Source organism: Bradyrhizobium sp. SZCCHNRI20481, from assembly GCF_032485055.1.
Taxonomy (GTDB): Bacteria; Pseudomonadota; Alphaproteobacteria; order Rhizobiales; family Xanthobacteraceae; genus Bradyrhizobium.
Map to the genome: position 1 here is coordinate 202,190 of NZ_JAUEUE010000003.1, position 19,697 is coordinate 221,886.

The 19,697-nt window shown below is 65.6% G+C and carries 16 protein-coding genes; 3 read left to right on the forward strand and 13 right to left on the reverse strand.

From position 1 onward, the window contains the following. Positions 1 to 200: 200 nt before the first annotated feature. Positions 201 to 839 carry a TetR/AcrR family transcriptional regulator gene (locus QX132_RS05615; protein ID WP_316160339.1) on the forward strand — a complete coding sequence of 213 codons (639 nt, stop codon included), beginning with the start codon at positions 201 to 203 and terminating at the stop codon, positions 837 to 839. A 310-nt stretch (positions 840 to 1,149) separates the two neighbouring features. Here QX132_RS05615 and QX132_RS05620 read toward each other — a convergent pair whose 3' ends face one another. Beyond that, complete coding sequence (locus QX132_RS05620) at positions 1,150 to 1,449, reverse strand: hypothetical protein (RefSeq protein WP_315781907.1); 300 nt, start codon at positions 1,447 to 1,449, stop codon at positions 1,150 to 1,152. 518 nt (positions 1,450 to 1,967) lie between these two features. Next, on the reverse strand, positions 1,968 to 3,152 hold the full coding sequence (locus QX132_RS05625) for a urate hydroxylase PuuD (protein ID WP_315811707.1): 1,185 nt from the start codon (positions 3,150 to 3,152) through the stop codon (positions 1,968 to 1,970). Between the two features lie 200 nt (positions 3,153 to 3,352). Here QX132_RS05625 and QX132_RS05630 point away from each other — a divergent pair, with 200 nt between their 5' ends. Further along, positions 3,353 to 3,664, forward strand: a complete 312-nt coding sequence (locus QX132_RS05630) for a hypothetical protein (RefSeq protein WP_315811708.1) — start codon at positions 3,353 to 3,355, stop codon at positions 3,662 to 3,664. A gap of 116 nt (positions 3,665 to 3,780) precedes the next feature. On the opposite strand, the gene QX132_RS05635 is transcribed toward QX132_RS05630, so the two are convergent. After that, the gene (locus QX132_RS05635; RefSeq protein WP_316160341.1) at positions 3,781 to 6,495 is read right to left on the reverse strand and encodes a molybdopterin-dependent oxidoreductase; all 2,715 of its coding nucleotides are present in this window, start codon (positions 6,493 to 6,495) and stop codon (positions 3,781 to 3,783) included. Beyond that, entirely contained in the window at positions 6,492 to 7,319 is an 828-nt protein-coding gene (locus QX132_RS05640) for an FAD binding domain-containing protein (protein WP_315811710.1), read from the reverse strand. Before QX132_RS05640 ends, QX132_RS05635 begins: the two co-directional genes overlap by 4 nt. Positions 7,320 to 7,459: 140 nt before the next feature. On the opposite strand from QX132_RS05640, the gene QX132_RS05645 reads away from it, so the two are divergent. Then, on the forward strand, positions 7,460 to 8,806 hold the full coding sequence (locus tag QX132_RS05645; protein WP_315796724.1) for an 8-oxoguanine deaminase: 1,347 nt from the start codon (positions 7,460 to 7,462) through the stop codon (positions 8,804 to 8,806). A gap of 9 nt (positions 8,807 to 8,815) precedes the next feature. Here QX132_RS05645 and QX132_RS05650 read toward each other — a convergent pair whose 3' ends face one another. The 9 genes from QX132_RS05650 to QX132_RS05690 all read right to left on the reverse strand — a co-directional run bounded on the left by QX132_RS05650 (position 8,816) and on the right by QX132_RS05690 (position 19,370). Beyond that, positions 8,816 to 9,793: a peptide ABC transporter ATP-binding protein gene (locus tag QX132_RS05650; RefSeq protein ID WP_315811711.1), complete on the reverse strand. Its 978-nt coding sequence runs from the start codon at positions 9,791 to 9,793 to the stop codon at positions 8,816 to 8,818. Further along, the gene (locus tag QX132_RS05655) at positions 9,790 to 10,824 is read right to left on the reverse strand and encodes an ABC transporter ATP-binding protein (RefSeq protein WP_315811712.1); all 1,035 of its coding nucleotides are present in this window, start codon (positions 10,822 to 10,824) and stop codon (positions 9,790 to 9,792) included. The genes QX132_RS05650 and QX132_RS05655 overlap by 4 nt, the downstream gene beginning before the upstream one ends. A gap of 27 nt (positions 10,825 to 10,851) precedes the next feature. Next, positions 10,852 to 11,763 (reverse strand): ABC transporter permease subunit, encoded by a 912-nt coding sequence (locus QX132_RS05660; protein ID WP_315811713.1) that lies wholly within the window; start codon positions 11,761 to 11,763, stop codon positions 10,852 to 10,854. Continuing rightward, on the reverse strand, positions 11,760 to 12,770 hold the full coding sequence (locus tag QX132_RS05665; protein WP_315738539.1) for an ABC transporter permease subunit: 1,011 nt from the start codon (positions 12,768 to 12,770) through the stop codon (positions 11,760 to 11,762). The genes QX132_RS05660 and QX132_RS05665 overlap by 4 nt, the downstream gene beginning before the upstream one ends. 92 nt (positions 12,771 to 12,862) lie before the next feature. Continuing rightward, on the reverse strand, positions 12,863 to 14,461 hold the full coding sequence (locus QX132_RS05670; protein WP_316160342.1) for an ABC transporter substrate-binding protein: 1,599 nt from the start codon (positions 14,459 to 14,461) through the stop codon (positions 12,863 to 12,865). 203 nt (positions 14,462 to 14,664) lie between these two features. Continuing rightward, positions 14,665 to 15,744 carry a BMP family ABC transporter substrate-binding protein gene (locus QX132_RS05675; protein ID WP_315796727.1) on the reverse strand — a complete coding sequence of 360 codons (1,080 nt, stop codon included), beginning with the start codon at positions 15,742 to 15,744 and terminating at the stop codon, positions 14,665 to 14,667. A gap of 81 nt (positions 15,745 to 15,825) precedes the next feature. Continuing rightward, the gene (locus tag QX132_RS05680; RefSeq protein WP_316160344.1) at positions 15,826 to 16,743 is read right to left on the reverse strand and encodes an ABC transporter permease; all 918 of its coding nucleotides are present in this window, start codon (positions 16,741 to 16,743) and stop codon (positions 15,826 to 15,828) included. Continuing rightward, entirely contained in the window at positions 16,730 to 17,821 is a 1,092-nt protein-coding gene (locus QX132_RS05685; RefSeq protein WP_315811714.1) for an ABC transporter permease, read from the reverse strand. Before QX132_RS05685 ends, QX132_RS05680 begins: the two co-directional genes overlap by 14 nt. Then, a complete protein-coding gene (locus QX132_RS05690) occupies positions 17,805 to 19,370 on the reverse strand; it encodes an ABC transporter ATP-binding protein (RefSeq protein WP_316160346.1) in 1,566 nt (521 codons plus the stop codon). Before QX132_RS05690 ends, QX132_RS05685 begins: the two co-directional genes overlap by 17 nt. Positions 19,371 to 19,697: the final 327 nt, after the last annotated feature.

Consider the following 19,697-nt stretch of genomic DNA (forward strand, 5'->3'; position numbering starts at 1 on the left):
CGCCGTTGCAAGGAAGCAGGTTCACGCGAGAGTTGAACACCATCCTCTTGACAGTGCGTGAATTAGACAATCAAATCTAGAATATATCGTCTAGTAACATTCTCGTGGCGGTTTCCAATTACCCCTATGCGGCTTGCCGGGCGCTCCCGTTGGGACATCGGCATCGCTGCCGCCGCGATGAACGAAGGCATGACGCGAACGTGCGACGGAAAGCTGCGACCGACCTGAATGACCCCGCGCGCACGGCGGCTCGTGCGCCCCGCCAGGCGCGCGGCCGTGAGCGCCGCGAGCAGTTGCTCGACGCGGCAGCCGCCATCATCGCCGAGGCCGGGATCGGTGCCGTCGGCATGCACGCCGCAGCCCAGCGCGCCGGCGCGTCGATCGGCTCGGTCTATCACTTCTTCCGTGACAAGGAGCAGATGCTCGACGCGCTCGCCGAGCGTCACGATGCCGAGCTGCAGCCGGCGTTCGATCGCGTGCTGCAGCGAAGCGATGCGGAATGGGCAGCGATGTCGCCGCCGCAGGTCATCGAGCAGTTGATAGGCTGGGCGATTCGCTACTTCGTTCGCCATCCAGATGCGCTGGCGACGCTGGATCTGCACGATCAGACCATGCATGCCGAGTTCAGGGCCCTCATCGACCGCGTCATGCGCGCCAGGCTCGGCGATGAATTGGGCCAACAGGCGGCCACCACGCTCGATGCCGTCGTGCTCGGTACCCTGCTGTTCACGCGCGAGCAGGATCCGCGCAGTCGCGACGTCGTGGTCGCCGCGCTGCCGGAGATGATGGCAACCTATCTCACGGCGCTGGAGGCGAAGCGGAAGCGGCCGAAGGGCTGAGGTACAGACGCCGTATCGACGCGATCAGTGCGGCGACCTGAACGGCCACTCGCTCCTTTTCCGATGGATCGCCACCGAGCGCGGCGTCGCTGTGTCCTCGATCGGCTTGGCCGAGAGGATGATCTGGTCCTCGCCGTTCCAGCGGTCGAACTCGTAGCACCATTTGCCAGTCTCCGGTGTCCGATAATGCCTGTCCTTCAGCGCTCGATCGCGAGACGGATGATCGACGACCGCGAGGGTCGTTCGGTGCCGCCGACGATGCTGCAGATCAGACGGAACGACGAGGCAGGCGCGGCCGTATGCATCCCGCTCATCGCACGGGCCCCGCTGGCGATGGCGTGTCGACATGATCCATCGTCGTCATCGACAGCGGCTGCGGGCCCTCGACGAGAGCAGGGCGATCGCGGCGATGGGCCAGCCGCTGCTCGCCGCTCCGATTGCGTTTGCTGGCGATCCCTTCGACCAGCCGGGCCACGACGCCGACCACGGCAAAGCTCACGAGCAGCGAGATGCACAGCAGCCCCAGATAGAGCTTCAGCACCGAGCTTGCGAAGCAGGCAAGCGCGATGAGCGCGACAATGGCCAGCCGGCCTTTGACGGAGATCGACATGATGGAGCGTTTCGCTGATAGCTGATTGTGGGCGCCACTCTAGCGCCATGTTTTCTGCAGCCAAGCCGCGTCCCAATGGGTGGTAAATTTTGCCGCAAGGTCATGACGACAATCGGATGTGCTCCAGCTCAATCGTCGTTGCTCGGATCGCAGCTCAACTGCGCGTTGTGAAAATCCGGTTGTCCCAGCGTCGGCTTCACGCATGCGTCGTGGGGAACCGAAGCGAGCATCTGCAAGTACGCCGCCGCGCAATGACCGAGCCGACGGCTGCGTTGTCGGCGAATGCCGGAACGATGGGTCGAGTGCTTGTTGCGCGCCGAGAACATGCCCCGTGCCCGTGAGGGCGAACGATATACGCAACCCGGGCTGATCGCGCCGCGGGAGCGACGTGGCACGTCTTCTCCTGGAGAACCGCGGTGATTGAAAGTCGAACCGTTGCCAGGGCGCATGAGCTCGCGCGGGTGCAGGCTCGGCGAACGAGCTGTTTGACAGGTGAAGAGGACAGTGAAGGTGAGCGGCTATTGCGCACCCGCCCACGCCGCGAGCACGGCGCGCTCGTCGCCGGTGATCTCGGTGACGTTGCCGGGCGGCATGGCGCTCGACCACGCGGCGTTGCGCGCGATCAGCCGTGCATTGCGCTGGATGTTGTCGGCAGTGTCGAGCCGCACGCCCTTGGGGGCTGCGACGATGCCGTCCCATACGGGCTCGGCGGCGTGGCACATGCTGCAGCGGGAGGTCACGATCTCCGCGACCTGCGCGAATGTTGGCGGCGCGCTCATCGTCGTCTTGGCGTCGCGAGGGCCCGCCGCGGACAACAGCAGGATGCCGATCATGCCCGCGGCCGCAACGCCCCACACCCACCATGGCGACGGATGACCCTTGTGACGCGCGTTGAAGAAGTGGCGGATCACCGGCCCGAGCGCAAGCACGATGGCGACGATCGCCCAATTGTAGTGGGTGCCGAACAGCAGCGGATAGTGATTGCTGATCATCAGCACCACGACCGGCAGGGTCAGATAGTTGTTGTGGACCGAGCGCTCCTTGCCGGTCTTGCCGAGCCTGGGGTCCGGAGCCTGACCTGCGAGCAACGCGGCAACGATCTTCTTCTGGTTGGGGATGATCACCGCGAACACGTTGGCGACCATGATGGTGCCGATGATCGCGCCGATCTGATTGAAGGCGCCGCGGCCGCTCAGCACGTGGGTGAAGGCGTAGGTGAGCGCGACGAGGAAGATGTAGCCGCCGATCGCGAACGGCAGCTCGTGCCTGGCAAGGCCGCTGCGGCAGGCGCCCTCGTACAGCAGCCACGCCAGCGCCAGCGAGCCGAAGCTGAACAGGCCGGCCTGAACGGGCGTGAGATCGAGGATCGACTTGTCGACCAGGAACAGGTCGGCGTTGAGATAATACACCACGATCATCAGCACGAAGCCGGACAGCCAGGTGGTGTAGGCCTCCCATTTGAACCAGGTCAGCTCGCTCGGCATCTGCGCCGGCGCCACCAGATATTTGACGATGTGGTAGAAGCCGCCGCCATGGACCTGCCAGGCCTCGCCCATCACGCCCGTCGGCAGGCCCTCACGCGGCTTCAGGCTGAGATCGAGCGCGATGAAGTAGAACGAGCTCCCGATCCACGCCACCGCCGCGACCACATGCAGCCAGCGGAAGATCAGGCTCAGCCATTCCGATATGATCGAGGCCCACATCGTGCGCTCATCTCCTTTGTGCAGCACGCGCCGAAGGACGGCCGCCTGCGCCCCATCTGTTGCATCGATCCCGTGTGATTTCCAGCGCATCGCTTTGGCAGGCCGTGCACAGGAGACAGGCCTTCATGCGCGCTTGATCTGGTGGACTTCGACCGCGCGATTGCGTTCAATGCATCCGGTAACGACGCATGGCGGACGCGATGAAGAGACCGGTCCTGATCATTCTGGTGATGGCGCAGCCCGCCTTGGTGCAATCCACCTTGGCGCAGACAGCGCCCGCGCCGAAGCCGGCAGCCGCCAGGCGCGCCGATGCCTGCGCGCCGATCGGGCGCACCGAGGACGGCAAGCTGGTCTATTCGATGAAGTGCGAGACCATTCCAAAGCCGGTCGCGCCTGCCGCGCCACAGGCGGCCGCGCAGCCGACGCAATCTGCTCCGGGAGCCGAGCCGGAGCCCGAGACCGAGCGAAGCGGCCTGTTCGGCTGGTCCTACGATCGCCGGTCGAAGCCCTAGCGCAGCCATCTCCCACCTCGGACGTGCTGCGCAGAGGAGCTGGTGGCCGCCGGACGCTCGTCGACCGGACGAAATGTCTCGCTCATGCCCGTCCCCGGATCGTCGCCATCATTGGCTCATTCGCCGAATGTCTCCTGCAACTGCGGAAACAGCCGGTCCGGCTTGAACGGCACGGCGGTGAAGCGGATGCCGGTGGCGGCGCGCAGCGCGTTGCCGAGCGCGGCGGCGACCGGATTGTAGGGGCTCTCGCTCATCGACTTCGCCCCCAATGGGCCGATCGTATCGCTGGTGTCGGCAAACAGCACTTCGGTGCGCGGCACGTCGGCATAGGACGGCACATGGTAGTCGCGGAAGCGCGGATTGATCACGCGGCCCGTCTCGTCGATCACGATCTCCTCGTAGAGCGCAGCACCCAGCGACTGCGCGACGCCGCCCTCGATCTGGCCGCGGCACTGCATCGGATTGGCGACGCGGCCAGCATCCGCAGCCTGCACGCTCTTGAGGATCTTGACCACGCCGGTGTGCTTGTTCACGGCGACGCGAAAGCCCTGGACGTTGAACGCGACCGAGCGCGGCGTGCCCTGCGAACTGCCGCTCGCGGTGAGCGGCGATCCGCTGGCGTTCGCGAGCTCGGCAAAAGCGAGACGGTGTGCGCCGCACGTGATTGCATCATCGGCGATCACGCAGGCGCCGGGAGCGACGTTCCACCTGTCGGCCGCGAACCGCTTGATCGTCTCGGCCAGCGCCTCGGCGGCAGCCTGGGTCGCGCGTCCAGCGACGAAGGTGCCTGTCGAGCCATAGGCGCCGGTGTCGTGGCCGCCATGCGCCGTGTCGGACTGTCTGAGGCTGATGCGACCGACCGTGGTGCCGAGCACGGTCGCCGCGATCTGGCGATGCACGGTGCTGGTGCCATTGCCGAACTCGGCGGTGCCGACGGTGAGCACGAAGCCGCCGTCGTCGCGCAGGCTGATGGCGGCGTCGGCGAAGTGGCCGTCAGGCGGCACCGTATCGATCATCGTCAGCGCGATGCCATCGCCCGTCAGCCACTCGGCCGACAGCTCCGGCGTCGGCGTCGTCTCGGCCATCGCGCGCTCGACCAGATCGAGGCACTGGTCGAGCCCGTAGGAGCCGTACAGCACGTCGCTGTGCTCCGATGCCGGCGGCGCCAGCATGGGATCGCCGGGCCTGACGATATTGCGGCTTCGCATCTCGACAGCGTCGATGCCGAGCTGCCGCGCGAGCTCGTCGATTGCGGCTTCGACCGCGAAGGTGGTTTGCGGCAGGCCGTAGCCGCGATAGGCGCCGGCCGGCACCGTGTTGGTGTAGACGGCGATCGCGTCGACCTTTTTGTTGGGACAATTGTAGACCGAGATCGACTCGCCGCAGGCATGGAACAGCACGGGCCCGGCGTGATTGCCGTAAGCGCCGGTGTTGGAGACTACATCGAGCTGCAGCGCGGTCAGCTTGCCGTCGCTGTCGGCGCCCGCTTTGACCGTGACACGCATCGGATGTCGCGTCGAGGTCGCGATGAACTGCTCCTCTCGGGTGAATTCGAGCTTGACGGGACGGTTGGTCTTCAGCGCGGCGAGCGCGAGGATATCCTCGACGAACATCTCCTGTTTGCCGCCGAAGCCGCCGCCGACGCGCTCGCAGAACACGCGGACCTGGTCGGAAGGCAGGTCGAAGATTTCGCACAGCGCCCGCCGTGTCAGGAACGGCACTTGCGTGCTGGAACGGACGGTGAGCACGCCGTGGTCGTCGAGCCAGGCGAGACCGCCGTGCGTTTCCAGGGCGGCGTGCTGCACCCGCTGCGTGGTGAAGGTGCCTTCATAGGTCGCGGCGGCAGACGCGAGCGCGGCGGCGACGTTGCCAAGCTCGCCGTGGGTCTCGGCGACAATGTTGCGGCTGACGTCCGCGATGCGATGCGCAGCTGTGCGGCCGGCGTGAATGACGGGCGCGCCGGGCGCGATCGCGGCTTCGGGATCGACCACGGCAGGCAGGATCTCGTAGTCGACGACGAGGCGTCGGCAACCTTCCTCGGCGGCGGCCTCGCTGTCGGCGACCACGGCGGCGACCTTCTGGCCGATGAAGCGGACGACGTCGTCGAGCACGCGGGTGTCGGCCGGATCCATCCAGGCCTGCTCATGGCGCGCGGTGGAGAACAGCGTCGCCGGCGCATCCTCATGCGTCAGCACCGCATGCACGCCGGGCACCGCCAGCGCGGCCCTCTTGTCGATGGCGACGATACGCGCATGCGCGTGCGGCGAGCGCGCGAGTTTGACGTCCAGCAGGCCTTCGACCGTGGTGTCGAAGGTGTAGCGTGCCCGGCCGCGCACGACGTCGGGGCCGGCGGGGGCCGGCAGGCTGCGTCCGAAGGCTTCGCCGGCCGTGACATCCTCGACATGGGTGAGGCCGAGCAGCGCGTCCTCGATGGCGCGATAGCCGGTGCAGCGGCACAGATTGCCCTTCAGCGCCGCGCCGAGATCCTTCTTCTGCGCCTGGTTCAGCGAGGCGCAGGTGACGATCATGCCGGCGGTGCAGAAGCCGCATTGGAACGCCTGCGCATCGAGGAAGGCCTGCTGCATCGGATGCAGGCCGTCATCGGCGGCGAGACCTTCGACAGTCGTGACCGCCTTGCCCTCGGCGCGAAAGGCGGGGATCAGGCAGCTGTGCACCGGCTCGCCATCGAGCAGCACGGTGCAGGCGCCGCAATCACCGGCGTCGCAGCCCTTCTTGACGCCGAAATGGCCGGCGTCGCGCAGAAAGGTCCGCAGGCACTGTCCGGGGCGCGGGGCAGCATCGACTTCCTTGCCATCGACGATCACGCTCATGACCGCGCGCCGCCAGCGAGCTCGGCGCGAATCTCCTCGGCGAGGCGCAGGGTCATTGCCTTGCGCCAGGCGGGCTTGCCATGAACATCATCATGATACGACGTATCGGGGATGTCGCCGAAGATGCTCGCGCGCAGCAAGGTTGCGTCGGGCATGCTGGCAAAGCGCAGCTGCAGCGGCTTGACGGTCGATCCGGTTACGGTGAGCAGCAGGTCGCCGTTGCGGCCCGAGGTTCCGATCAGCAGCGCGCCGGAGCGTCCGACCGGAGTGAGTGCGATCTGGCGGAAGGCGGTGCGGCGCTTGAGCGCGGCCAGCGGAATGTCGATCTGGCGCAACAGGTCTCCAGGTGCGAGCACGTTGCTGTTGTTGCCGGTGACGAAGTCGGTGACCCTTATGCGCTGCTCGCTGCCGTCACTCCTCCAGATCGTGCAGACGCCCTCGAGCGCGGCGAGCAGCGAGATCATCGGCCCGGCCGGCAGCGACATGCAGAGATTGCCGCCGACGGTCGCCGTCTTCCAGATCTTGAAGGAAGCGAGGAACGCGCGGCAGCATTGATCGATCAGGGGCGCCGCGATCCAGTCGGCCGGGCAGGGCAGCGCGTCCAGCGCGGCGACGCTGCAGGTCGCGGCGATGCACAGGCCCTGATCGCTGATGGTGAGTGGCGGCCAGGCGAGCTCGCTGAGATCGATCAGCCGCGACAGCTGCGCCTGCGGTTCGGAGAACAGCCACGTGCCGCCGGCCAGCCAGGCATCGCCTGCCTGCCAGCTGGGCAGCTCGGCCCGCGTTCTCGGGCGCACGACCTCCGTGATGGTGTTCAGATCCATGGTGATGCCAGCTCGTGGGCGCAGCCTATCGCGGGTGGAATCCTTGCAAGACCAGCGCCAACTGGCAATAGGATGACGCTGGCCTTCCGCTTGCAAGTTACCGGCACACGCAAACGCCCAATCAACGAGACGAGGCAGCCATGAGCACGACGCCGATCTGGATCAAGGACCCGCTCGCCATTCTCGCCGAGGATGCTGCGCGCGGTGTCGTCGTCAAGGACGGCCGCATCGTCGAGCTGGTGCCTGCCGGTGCCGAGCCGGCCACCGCTGATGCGGCGACCTATGATGCCAGCGCGCATGTCGTGATCCCCGGGCTGATCAATACCCATCATCACTTCTACCAGACGCTGACGCGCGCGCTGCCGGCCGCGATGGACCGCGAGCTGTTCCCCTGGCTGAAGGCGCTCTATCCAATCTGGGCGAAGCTGACGCCGGAGGCACTGGATGCGGCGGTCACGGTCGCGATGGCCGAGCTGATGCTGTCGGGTTGTACGACCACGACAGATCATCACTACGTCTTCCCCGCCGGGCTCGAAGATGCAGTTGGCATCGAGGTCGCGGTGGCGAAGCGGCTCGGCATTCGGGTGCTATTGACCCGCGGCTCGATGAACTTGTCCGAGCGCGACGGCGGGCTGCCGCCGGACAGCGTGGTGCAGGACGAGGACACGATCCTTGCCGACAGTGAGCGCGTGGTCGCCACCTATCACGAGCGCGGGCCGGATGCGATGGTGCAGATCGCGCTGGCGCCGTGCTCGCCGTTCTCGGTGACGGGATCGCTGATGCAGAAGACGGCTGCGCTCGCCGACAAGCTCGACGTGCGGCTGCACACGCATCTCGCCGAGACCGAGGACGAGAACCGCTTCTGCGAGGCGATGTTCGGCTGTCGTCCGCTGGACTATCTCGAAAAGCAGGGTTGGCTTGGTCCGCGCACCTGGCTTGCGCACGGCATCTTCTTCAATGCCGAGGAGATGAAGCGGCTCGGCAAGGCGAGGACGACGATCACGCACTGCGCCTGCTCGAACCAGTTGCTCGCCTCCGGCTGCTGCCCGGTGTGCGAGATGGAGGAGGCGGGCGTCGGGATCGGCCTCGGCGTCGACGGCTCGGCGTCGAACGACGGCTCCAACCTGATGCAGGAGGTGCGCTCCGCTTTCCTGCTGCAGCGGGCGCGCTACGGCGTTAGCCGGATCAGCCACAAGGATGCGCTGCGCTGGGCGACGAAGGGCTCGGCCGCCTGCGTCGGCCGGCCCGAGCTCGGCGAGATTGCGGTCGGCAAGGCCGCCGACCTCGCACTGTTCAAGCTCGACGAGCTGCGCTTCTCGGGTTCAGGGGATCCGATCGCCGCGCTGGTGCTGTGTGGCGCGCATCGCGCCGATCGCGTGATGGTCGGCGGCCGCTGGACCGTGATCGACGGCGCCATTCCGGGGCTCGATGTCACCCGGCTGATCCGGCGCCACAGCGCGGCGGCAGCTCAGATGCAGGCGGGGTGAAGACGATTGTCAGGCCGGCTGTGGGTCCAGGAAGCGCTCGGCGTAATGGCAGGCGACGAGGCGGCCGTCGAGCGGGCGCAGCGGCGGGCGCTGCGCGCGGCAGAGATCCGTCACATGGGGACAGCGGGTCGAAAACACGCAGCCGGCCGGTGGGTCGAGCGGCGACGGCAACTCGCCCTTGGGCACGATCCGCTGACGTTTGCGGCCTAGGCCCGGCGTGGCGTCGACCAGGGCCTGCGCATAGGGATGAAGTGGCCGCGCGAAAATGCGCTCCTTCGGCCCGTGCTCCATGACCAGTCCCAGATACATGATCAGCACGTCGTCGGCGATGTGCCTGACAACACCGAGGTCGTGCGAGATGAAGAGATAAGCGAGCCCCAGCTCACGCTGCAGATCGGCCAGCAAGTTGAGCACCTGCGCCTGCACCGACATGTCGAGCGCGGAGACCGGCTCGTCGGCGACCAAGAGCTTCGGCCGCAGCATCAGGGCGCGCGCGATTGCGATGCGCTGCCGCTGGCCGCCGGAGAACATGTGCGGATAGCGGCCATGATGCTCCGGACGCAGCCCGACCTTCGCCATCATGTCGAGCGCCTGCGCGCGCCGCTCCTGCTTGGTGAGGTCGGTGTTGATGATCAGCGGCTCCTCGAGGATGGCGCCAACGCGCTTGCGCGGGTTGAGCGAGCCATATGGATTTTGAAACACGATCTGCACGGTACGCCGCAAGGTCCTCGAGGCGCCGGCCGGAGGATCGACGGCGTCGAGGCCGTCGAGCATGAGCGTGCCGGCGTCCGGCTTCTCGATGAGTGTGACCAGTCGCGCGAGAGTCGATTTGCCGCAACCGGATTCGCCGACGACCGCCAGCGTCTTGCCGGCCTCAATGGCAAAGGACACGCCGCCAACGGCCTGCAGATGCGCGGGGGCGCGGAACAGGCCCTGCTTGACCTCGTAGCTGCGCTTGAGACTGTCCGCGGTGACGAGCGCCGTCATGACAGGGCCTCGTGGGCCTGGCTCGGCGCACCGGCGCCATGCCGGTCGGCCTCGATTCGCTCTTCGCGCGTGGGATCGCCGAGCGGGTAATGACAACGCACCAGGCCATCGCTCCAGGGACGCAACTCGGGACGCACCGCATCGGTCAGCGGCGTCGCATAGATGCAACGCGGGCTGAACAGGCACCCGGGCGGCCGGTCGTAAGCTCCGGGCACCACGCCAGGGATGGTGGCGAGCCGTCCCCCGTCGCTCGCTTCCGGGCGCGCCGCCAGCAAGGCGGCCGTGTAGGGATGCTGGGGCGAGGCGAACAGGCTCGAGGTCGGGCGCTGCTCCATGATCTGTCCCGCATACATCACCGCGACGCGCTCGGTCGTGTCCGAGACCACGCCCATGTTGTGGGTGATGAGGATCAGCGCCATGCCGCGGTCGCGCTGCAGCGACAGCAGCAGATCGAGGATCTGGGCCTGGATGGTGACGTCGAGCGCCGTCGTCGGCTCGTCGGCAATCAGGAGCTTCGGATTGCAGGCGATCGCCATCGCGATCATGACGCGCTGGTTCATGCCGCCCGAGAGCTGGTGCGGATAGGACGAGAGCCGGCTCTCGGCGGCGGGAATGCCGACCTGCTCCAGCAGCTCGATCACCCGCCGACGCGCGGCCTTGCGATCCATCCCCTCGTGAATGCGCAGCGTCTCGGCCAGCTGATAGCCGATCGTGAAGGAGGGGTTGAGCGACGTCGTCGGCTCCTGGAAGATCATCGCGACGTCCTTGCCGGTGAGCGCGCGCCGCTCGCGGTCGGACAGGGTCTGCAGATCGCGTCCTTCGAACACCAATTTGTCGGCCTGAACGCGACCGGGGTAGGGCACCAGTCCCATCAGGGCCAGCATGCCGACGCTCTTGCCGGATCCGGACTCGCCGACGATGCCCAGCACCTCGCCTTTGTCGAGCGCGATGCTGACGCCATCCACGGCACGGACCATCCCGTTCCGCGATGGAAATGCGACCGACAGATTTTCGATCTCGAGAAGCGGCATCGGATCGCCTTCACTCTCTTGCGCAGATTATCGTTTGAGCTTGGGATCAAGCGCGTCGCGCAGCCCGTCACCGAGCAGGTTGAAGGCCAGCACGGTCAGCAGGATCGCCAGGCCCGGCAGCGTGACGACCCACCAGGCCCGCAGCACGAATTCGCGCGCGTCCGCCAGCATGGTTCCCCATTCGGGCAAGGGCGGTTGCGCGCCGAGACCGAGAAAACCGAGCGCAGCCGCGTCCAGGATCGCGGTGGAAATTCCGAGCGTCGCCTGCACGATCAGCGGGGCCGCGCAATTCGGCAGCACTTCTTTGAACATCAGGCGGAGCCGGCCGGCGCCCGCGACCTTGGCCGCGATGACGTAGTCCTTCGAGACCTCGCTGATCACGGCGGCACGCGCGATCCGCACGTAGTGCGGCAGCAGCACGATCGCGACAGCCAGCATGGCATTCATCAGGCCCGGCCCGAGGATCGCGACGATGACGATCGCGAGCAGAAGGCTCGGCAGCGTCAACGTGATGTCCATCAGTCGCATGATCGCGACCTCGGTCACGCCGCGGAAAAAACCGGCGATCAGGCCGAGAATCGTGCCCGATATCACCGACAACGTCACCACCGCGATGCCGATCAGAAGCGACAGCCGCGCACCATGGATGAGACGGGACAGAATATCGCGCCCGATCGCATCGGTGCCGAGCGGATAGGTGAGCGATCCACCCTGCTGCCAGAACGGAGGCTTCAGGAACGCCGCGTTGTTGGTGAGAACAGGCGAATGCGGCGCGACGACATCGGCCGACACCGCGAGCAGGACCAGGACCGCGATCACGACGAGGCCCGCGACGGCCCCTGCGTTTTTCCTGAAGTCCTGCCAGAACTCCAGCCATGGCGACGGCGGCGCTTCTGGCTGCGCCACAACGATGTTGGCTGGGAGGTTTTCGGCGCTCATCGCGTGTACCGGATGCGGGGATTGATCAGCCCATAGGCGATATCAACCAGCAGATTGACGGTCATGACGATCGCGCCGATCAGCAGCGTGCCGCCCTGCAGCACCGGATAGTCGCGGCGGTTGATGCCCTCGATCAGCCATTTGCCCACGCCCGGCCAGGAAAAGATGGTTTCGGTAAGGATGGCGCCGGTGAACAGTACGCCGACCTGCAGCCCGATCACCGTCACCACCGGGATCAGCGCATTGCGCAAGGCGTGAATCGCGATCACGCGGAACGGCGGCAGCCCCTTGGCGCGGGCGGTGCGGATGTAGTCCTCGCCGAGGACCTCCAGCATGGCCGATCGCGTCATGCGGGCGATCACCGCGAGCGGCACCGTGCCGAGCACGATCGTCGGCAGGACGAGATGCGACAGGGCCGAACGAAACGCGCCGACATCACCGGCCAGGAGCGTATCGATCAGCAGGAAGCCGGTCACCGGCTCGATGAAATACTGCACCGCGATCCGGCCCGACACCGGCGTCCATCCGAGCTGCACCGAAAACAGCAGGATCAGCAGCAGTCCCCACCAGAAAATCGGCATCGAATAGCCGGTGAGCGAGATCCCCATCACGCCGTGATCGAAGATCGAATTGCGCCTGACCGCGGCGATGATGCCGGCCGGCAGCCCCACGCACAGCGCAAACAGGATCGCGCAGACCGACAGTTCGACCGTCGCGGGGAACAAGGTCTGGAATTCGGCAATCACCGGCTCATGGGTGACGATCGAGCGGCCGAAATCTCCGTGCGCCAGCCGCGACAGATAGAGACCATACTGGACCAGCACGGGCTGATCGAAACCGTAGTCCTTGCGCAATTGCGCGAGGCGGGCCGGATCGATGCCGCGCTCGCCGGCCATGGTTTCGATAGGGTCGCCGGGGATCAGGCGGATCAGCACGAACACGAGCAACGTGATGCCGATGAAGGTCGGGACCACGAGGCTGAGCCGGGTAAAGACGAACCGCAACATGCAGAGCTCTGTCAACTTTCCCCGGAAGGTCTTCGGGAGGGCAGCGCAGCGGAAGCGGCGAAGCAGCGAAAGCTGCTTCGCCCTGAGGTCCGCTAATCCTTGACGTCGACGCCATAGAAGCTGTGGCGTCCGAACGGCGATAGCTTGAAGTCGATCACGCGTTTGCTGACAGGCTTCAACTGCACCGCATGCGCGATCGTGAACCACGGTGCCTGCTCCTTGAAGACCACCTGGGCCTGTTCGTAGAGCTTGGCACGCTCGGCCTGGTCGCTGACGGTCTTGGCCTTTACGACCAGTTCGTCGAACGGCTTGTAGCAGAACTTTGCGATGTTCGACCCCGATCCCGCCGCCGAAGCACAGCCCAGCAAGGTGTGCAGGAAGTTGTCGGGATCGCCGTTGTCGCCGGTCCAGCCGTACATGCCCATCTGGTGCTCGCCGGCCTGCAGCCGCTTGCGGTATTCGCCCCATTCGAACGACTTGATCTCGGCCTTGACGCCGATCTTGGCGAGATCGGCCTGCATCAGCTCGGCGATGCGCTTGGCATTCGGATTGTAGGGACGCTGCACCGGCATGGCCCACAGATCGGTCTCCAGGCCGTTCGGGAATCCGGCATCGGCGAGAAGCTTCTTGGCCGCGTCGGGGTCATAGGGATCGTCCTTGACGGCGTCGTTGTAGGACCACATCGACGGCGGGATCGGGTTCTTTGCCGCGATGCCGGTCGACAAATAGACCGCGTCGATGATCGCCTGCTTGTTGATCGCCATGCTGAGCGCTTTACGCACGCGCACGTCGTCGAACGGCTTCTTCTGCGTGTTGAAGGCGAGATACCCAACGTTGAGGCCCGGCTGCTCCAGCACGGTGACGTTCGGGTCCTTTCTGATCGTGTCGATATCGGCCGGGTTCGGATAGGGCATCACGTCGCATTCGCCCTTCTGCAGCTTGGCCCAGCGAACGGATGCATCCGGCGTGATCGCATAGACGAGGTCGTCGATCTTGGCCTTGCCGCCCCAATATTGGGGAAACGCCTTGTACCGGATCACGGCGTCCTTTTGATACTGTACGAGGTAGAATGGACCAGTGCCGATCGGATCCTGGTCGATCTTCTCGGGCGTACCGGCCTTCAGCATCGCGTCGGCATATTCCTTCGACTGGATCGCGGCGAACGGCATCGCGAGATCCGCGAGGAAAGGGGCTTCCGGCTGATTGAGGGTCACCTTGATCGTATAATCGTCGATCTTCTCGACCGACTTCAAAAGTTTTGGCATCGCCATGTCGCCGAAATACGAATGGTTCGGGCTCGTCACCTTGAAATAGGGATTATCCTCCTTCCATTGCCGTTCGATCGAGAACAGAATGTCGTCGGCATTGAAGTCGCGTGTCGGCTTGAACGACTTGGAGGTCGAATGCCACTTCACGCCCTTGCGGAGGTTGAACGTGTAGGTGGTGCCGTCGGGCGAGATCGTCCATGTTTCGGCGAGACCTGGCACGACTTGCGTGCTGCCGCGCTCGAACTCGACGATGCGGTTGTAGATTGGCTCATTGCCATCGAACGATGTCCCAGTTGTGTTGACACCGGGATAGAAGTTCTCCGGGCTGCCTTCCGAGCAGAAAACCAGGGTCTTGGCGAAAGCGGCTGGAGTCGTCAGTAGCGCCGACGTGCAGACGGCAACGAGCAGGATAGATCTGTTCACAGTTGGAACTCCCGGTTACGGCTGTCGAGGCATCGCAAGGTGGAGCATCATTGGACTCGACCCAGACGATGCGGCCGTACCACACGATGCATTCGGGTAACGATCTACCTCATCATTCGTCGTAACAAAAGGTCCAACTCAAATGTGAGCACCGATCACCCTGCCGCAGCAGAGCTGCAGGGTGATCGGCAGCTCCAGCTTGATTACTTGCCCGGCACCTTGTCGTCGATGCCCTTGACGTAGAAGTTCATGCCGAGGATCTGGCCGTCGGCGAGATGGTCGCCGCCCTTGCACTCGATCTCCTTGCCGTCCTGGCCGAGCACCGGGCACTTGAACGGGTGCAGCTTGCCGGCGGTGATCGCCGCCTGGGTCTCCTCCGCCAGCTTCTTCACGTCATCGGGCATGTTGGTGTAGGGCGCCATCTCGAACATCTTGGAATCGAGGCCGCCCCAGGTGTCCTCCGACTTCCAGGTGCCGTCGAGCTCGGCCTTGACGCGCGCGATGTAGTAGGGGCCCCAGGTGTCGAGGATCGAGGTGAGCTGCGCCTTGGGGCCGAACTTGATCATCTCGGAGTCCTGGCCGAAGGCGAGCTTGCCGCGCTCGGCTGCGATCTGCATCGCGGCCGGGCTGTCGGTGTGCTGCATGATGACGTCGGCGCCCTGGTCGATCAGCGCCTTGGCGGCGTCGGCTTCCTTGCCCGGGTCGAACCAGGTGTTGGCCCAGATGATCTTGACCTTGATGTTCGGGTTGACCGTCTGCGCGCCGATGATCGTGGCGTTGATGCCCGAGATGACCTCCGGGATCGGGAACGAGCCGATATAGCCGAGTACGCCGGTCTTCGACATCTTGCCGGCGATGATGCCCTGAATGTAGCGGCCCTGATACCAGCGCGCCGAATAGGTCGACATGTTCTTGTCGCGCTTGTAGCCAGTGGCGTGCTCGAAATGCACGTTGGGATATTTCTTGGCGACCTTCAGGGTCGGATCCATGTAGCCGAACGAGGTCGTGAAGATCAGCTTGTTGCCGGCGCGGACCAACTGCTCGATGGCGCGCTCGGAGTCGGGTCCTTCCGGCACATTCTCGAGATAGGTCGTCTCGATCTTGTCACCGAGCTCCTTCACTAGCGCCTGGCGCGCGAGCTCATGCTGATAGGTCCAGCCGAGGTCGCCGATCGGCCCGAGGTAGATGAAGCCGATCTTCAGCTTGTCGGCGGCGTGCGCCACGCCGGCGATGCTTCCCGCCAGCACCAACGCGGCGGCAGCCCCCAGAAGCCTTTTCATCATCGTCAATATCTCCAAACAGTCGGGGGGAAACCTCGTGAGCCAGAGCGTCGCGCCCCATCGCTGGCGCTCCGGATGATTGCTTCAGCGATCCGGCACGAACACCGTCCCCAGCGCCGCCGGCGCGGTGGAGCCGCCGGTGCGGGCGCGCGACAGCAGCACCAGGACGATCACGGTGGCGAGGTACGGCAGCGCCGACATGAACTGCGAGGGGATGCCGACGCCGGCGCCTTGCGCATGCAGCTGCAGGATCGTCACCGCACCGAACAGATAGGCGCCGATGACGAGGCGGCCCGGCCGCCAGGATGCGAACACGACCAGCGCCAGCGCGATCCAGCCGCGCCCCGCGGTCATGCCGGGAATGAAGAACGGCGTGTAGGCGAGCGGCAGATAGGCGCCGGCAAGCCCGGCGCAGCCGCCGCCGAACAACACCGCGAGCAAACGGATGCGCAGCACGGGATAGCCGAGCGCGTGGGCGGAGACATGGTTGTCGCCGCAGGCGCGCAGCACTAGGCCGGCACGGCTGCGGTACAGGAACCACCAGACGGCGATGATCAAGGCGAGCGACAGATAGACGAACGCGTCCTCGCCGAACACGATACGGCCGACCAGCGGGATGTCGCTGAGGCCGGGGATGGAGAGGTGCGGCGCGGTGCTGATGCGCTCGCCGACGAAGCGCGCGCCGATCAGGCCGGACAGACCGATGCCGAGGATGGTCAGCGCGAGGCCCGTCGCCACCTGGTTCACGGCGAGGCCGAGGGTCATGAACGCGAAGATCAACGACATCAGCATGCCGGCGACGATGCCGCACAGCGCGCCGACGATGATCGAGCCGGACAGCCAGGCCCCACCGAAGCCGCAGGCCGCGCCGACGATCATCATGCCCTCGACGCCGAGATTGAGGACACCCGAGCGCTCGGTGACCAGCTCACCGGTGGCCGCCAGCAGCAGCGGCGTCGAGGCGGCGAGCACCGACAGGATGATTGCTTCAACCAGCACCACTTTGCACCTGCCGCGCGGCCAAGACGAGCTTGAAACGGTAGAGGATGAGCGAATCGCAGGCGAGCACGTAGAACAGCAGGATGCCCTGGAACACCTTGGTCACATCGAGTGGAATCTTCATCGTGATCTGGGCCTGCTCGCCGCCAATGAACGTCAACGCGAGGAAAAGCCCTGCAATGAATATTCCAACCGGGTTGAGCCGCCCGAGAAAGGCCACGATGATCGCGGTGAAACCATAGCCCGGCGAGATGCCGGGCTGCAGATGTCCGATGGGGCCCGCCACCTCGATGATCCCTGCGAGACCGGCCAATGCGCCCGACACGGCGAACGTCAGAAGGATGAGCTGGTTCGCATTGAAGCCGCCGAACCGCGCGGCACGCGGCGCCACGCCGACGACGCGGATCTCGAACCCCTTGATGGTGCGCTCGAGCAGCACGAAGGCGCCGGCAACGACAATCAGCGCGATGATGCTGCCGAGATGCAGGCGTCCGCCCTCGATCAGCACGGGTACGGTCGCGACCGGATCGAACTCCGCCGTGGTGGGGAAGTTGAAGCCGGCGGGGTCGCGCCAGGGGCCGCGGACGAGATAGTCGAGCAGGAGATCGGCGACGTAGACCAGCATCAGGCTGGTGAGGATCTCGCTGGCGCCGAACTTGACGCGACACAGTGCCGGGATCAGCGCATAGAGGGCGCCGGCCGCGGCACCTGCGACCAGCATCGCCGGCAGCACCCAGTGTCCCGCCTCGGTGCCCTGCGTCTTCACCGCGATCCAGCTGCCGGCTACGGCCCCGATCAGGAACTGGCCCTCGGCACCGATGTTCCAGGCGTTGGCGAGGTAGCACAGCGACAGGCCGATCGCGATCATCACCAGCGGCGTGGCCTTCACCGCGATCTCCTGCAGCGAATACCCGTCGGTGAGCGGCGCGATGAAGTAGACGCCGAGCGCAGTGATCGGGTTCTTACCGAGCACGGCGAACAGCACGCTCACGGTGACGAGCGTCAGCCCGATCGCGATCAGCGGCGAAACCAGCGCAATGATGCGCGAGCGCTCGGCGCGCTTCTCAAGCACGAGCTGCATGCGTGGCCTCCTTCTCGATGCTGGCGCCGCCCATCAACAGGCCGAGCTTTTCGCGCGTCGCCTCCGCGCGTGGCAGCGCCTTCGAAAGCTGCCCGTGAAACATCACGGCGATGCGGTCGGCGATCTCGATGAGTTCGTCGAGGTCCTGGCTGGTCACGAGGACGGCAGCGCCCGCGCTGGCGAGATCGATCAGCGCCTGGCGGATGATCGCGGCGGCGCCGGCGTCGACGCCCCAGGTCGGCTGGTTGACGACCAGCACCGCCGGCGTGCGCAGGATCTCGCGGCCGACGACGAACTTCTGCAGATTGCCGCCGGACAGGCTCGCCGCTTCCGGATCGCGCTTCGCCTTGCGGACATCGAATGTCTCGGTGGTGCGATCGACGGTCCGCAGCATCGCTGCCGCGTTGATGAAGCCGTGCCGGACCATGTCGCTGGCAGCGTGTCCCGTCAGCAGCGCATTCTCCGACAGCTTCATCCGCGGGGCGGTGCCGTGCCCCAGCCGCTCCTCCGGCACGAAGGCGGCTCCCATCTTGCGGCGCTGGCTGATCGAGAGATTGCCGCAAGCGAGGCCCTCGATGATGATCGTGCCGGGCTCTTTGACGAGGCGTTCGCCGGACAGCGCAGCAAATAGCTCGTCCTGGCCGTTGCCGGCGACACCGGCGATGCCGAGGATCTCGCCGCCCTTCAGCTCGAAGGAAATGTTCTTGAGGCCCACGCCATGCAGCTCGCTGGGGGCGAGGGTGAGATCATTGACGACCAGGCGCGGCACGGTGGTGCGCCGCTCGGCCGGCGGCTTCACTTCCTTGATCTCGGTCCCCACCATCATGCGGGCCAGCGAGGCAGCCGTCTCCAGCTTCGGATTGCAGGTCGCGACCTTCCTGCCGCTGCGCAGGATGGTGGCGGTGTCGCACAGCCGCTTCACCTCCTCGAGCTTGTGGCTGATGTAGAGGATGGCGCGGCCTTCTGCTTTTAGTCGCTCCAGCACGACGAACAGCTGGTCGGCCTCCTGCGGCGTCAACACGGCGGTGGGCTCGTCCAGGATGAGGAATTTCGGACTCTGCATCAACGCCCGCACGATCTCGATGCGCTGCCGCTCGCCGACCGACAATTGCCAGACCTCGCGCTTCGGATCGAGCGGCAGTCCGTAGTCGCGCGCGACGTCCGCGAGCCGCGCTGACATGGCCTTGAATGGCTCTTTGCCGTCGAGCCCGAGCGCCACGTTCTCAGCCACGGTGAGGTTGTCGAACAGGGAGAAATGCTGAAACACCATGCCGATGCCGAGGGATCGCGCCTCGGCCGGGCCGGACAGCTTGATGGGCACACCCTGCCAGCGCAACTCACCGGCGCTCGGCTGCACCAGTCCGTAGATCGTCTTCACCAGCGTCGACTTGCCGGCACCGTTCTCGCCGAGCAAGGCGTGTATCTCGCGTGGCCGGATCTCGATGTCGATCTCGTCGTTAGCAAGGAAGTCGCCATAGCGCTTGGTCAACCCGATCGTCTGCAGGAGCGGAGGCATAGGGTTCGGATCGGCCGGCGCGGGTTCAGGCATTTGCTGCGTCGTGGGGGCAGGGGAACGAAGATGCCTCAATTGTGATCTAATTTTCCGCGGCGCGTAAGAGGCGAAAAGCGCCATCCTCTGCCCAACTCTTGTCCAAGCGCCCATCGCGCGGCGATCGGCGAATGCAGCGCGCCCTTGGTTGCAAGCAGCGTACGCTGCAATCAGCTGTGATCGATAAAGCTCTGTGGCACTTTTGAGACACTGGCCGGAAATCGATCCGCCGCAGCAAGCTGCACGTTGGATGAGCAGCGTCATCCAATGCGCGTCAGGGGCGCGCTTGCGCGCAGGCTTGCTCGCGAAAGCGCGCGGAAGGCCACG

Excerpts from the sequence above, each read along its gene's own strand:
- QX132_RS05620 (WP_315781907.1), bottom strand. The coding sequence starts at position 1,449 with ATGTCGATCTCCGTCAAAGGCCGGCTGGCCATTGTCGCGCTCATCGCG.
- QX132_RS05625 (WP_315811707.1), bottom strand. The coding sequence starts at position 3,152 with ATGTGGGCCTCGATCATATCGGAATGGCTGAGCCTGATCTTCCGCTGG.
- QX132_RS05630 (WP_315811708.1), top strand. The coding sequence starts at position 3,353 with ATGAAGAGACCGGTCCTGATCATTCTGGTGATGGCGCAGCCCGCCTTG.
- QX132_RS05635 (WP_316160341.1), bottom strand. The coding sequence starts at position 6,495 with ATGAGCGTGATCGTCGATGGCAAGGAAGTCGATGCTGCCCCGCGCCCC.
- QX132_RS05640 (WP_315811710.1), bottom strand. The coding sequence starts at position 7,319 with ATGGATCTGAACACCATCACGGAGGTCGTGCGCCCGAGAACGCGGGCC.
- QX132_RS05645 (WP_315796724.1), top strand. The coding sequence starts at position 7,460 with ATGAGCACGACGCCGATCTGGATCAAGGACCCGCTCGCCATTCTCGCC.
- QX132_RS05650 (WP_315811711.1), bottom strand. The coding sequence starts at position 9,793 with ATGACGGCGCTCGTCACCGCGGACAGTCTCAAGCGCAGCTACGAGGTC.
- QX132_RS05655 (WP_315811712.1), bottom strand. The coding sequence starts at position 10,824 with ATGCCGCTTCTCGAGATCGAAAATCTGTCGGTCGCATTTCCATCGCGG.
- QX132_RS05660 (WP_315811713.1), bottom strand. The coding sequence starts at position 11,763 with ATGAGCGCCGAAAACCTCCCAGCCAACATCGTTGTGGCGCAGCCAGAA.
- QX132_RS05665 (WP_315738539.1), bottom strand. The coding sequence starts at position 12,770 with ATGTTGCGGTTCGTCTTTACCCGGCTCAGCCTCGTGGTCCCGACCTTC.
- QX132_RS05675 (WP_315796727.1), bottom strand. The coding sequence starts at position 15,744 with ATGATGAAAAGGCTTCTGGGGGCTGCCGCCGCGTTGGTGCTGGCGGGA.
- QX132_RS05685 (WP_315811714.1), bottom strand. The coding sequence starts at position 17,821 with ATGCAGCTCGTGCTTGAGAAGCGCGCCGAGCGCTCGCGCATCATTGCG.
- QX132_RS05690 (WP_316160346.1), bottom strand. The coding sequence starts at position 19,370 with ATGCCTGAACCCGCGCCGGCCGATCCGAACCCTATGCCTCCGCTCCTG.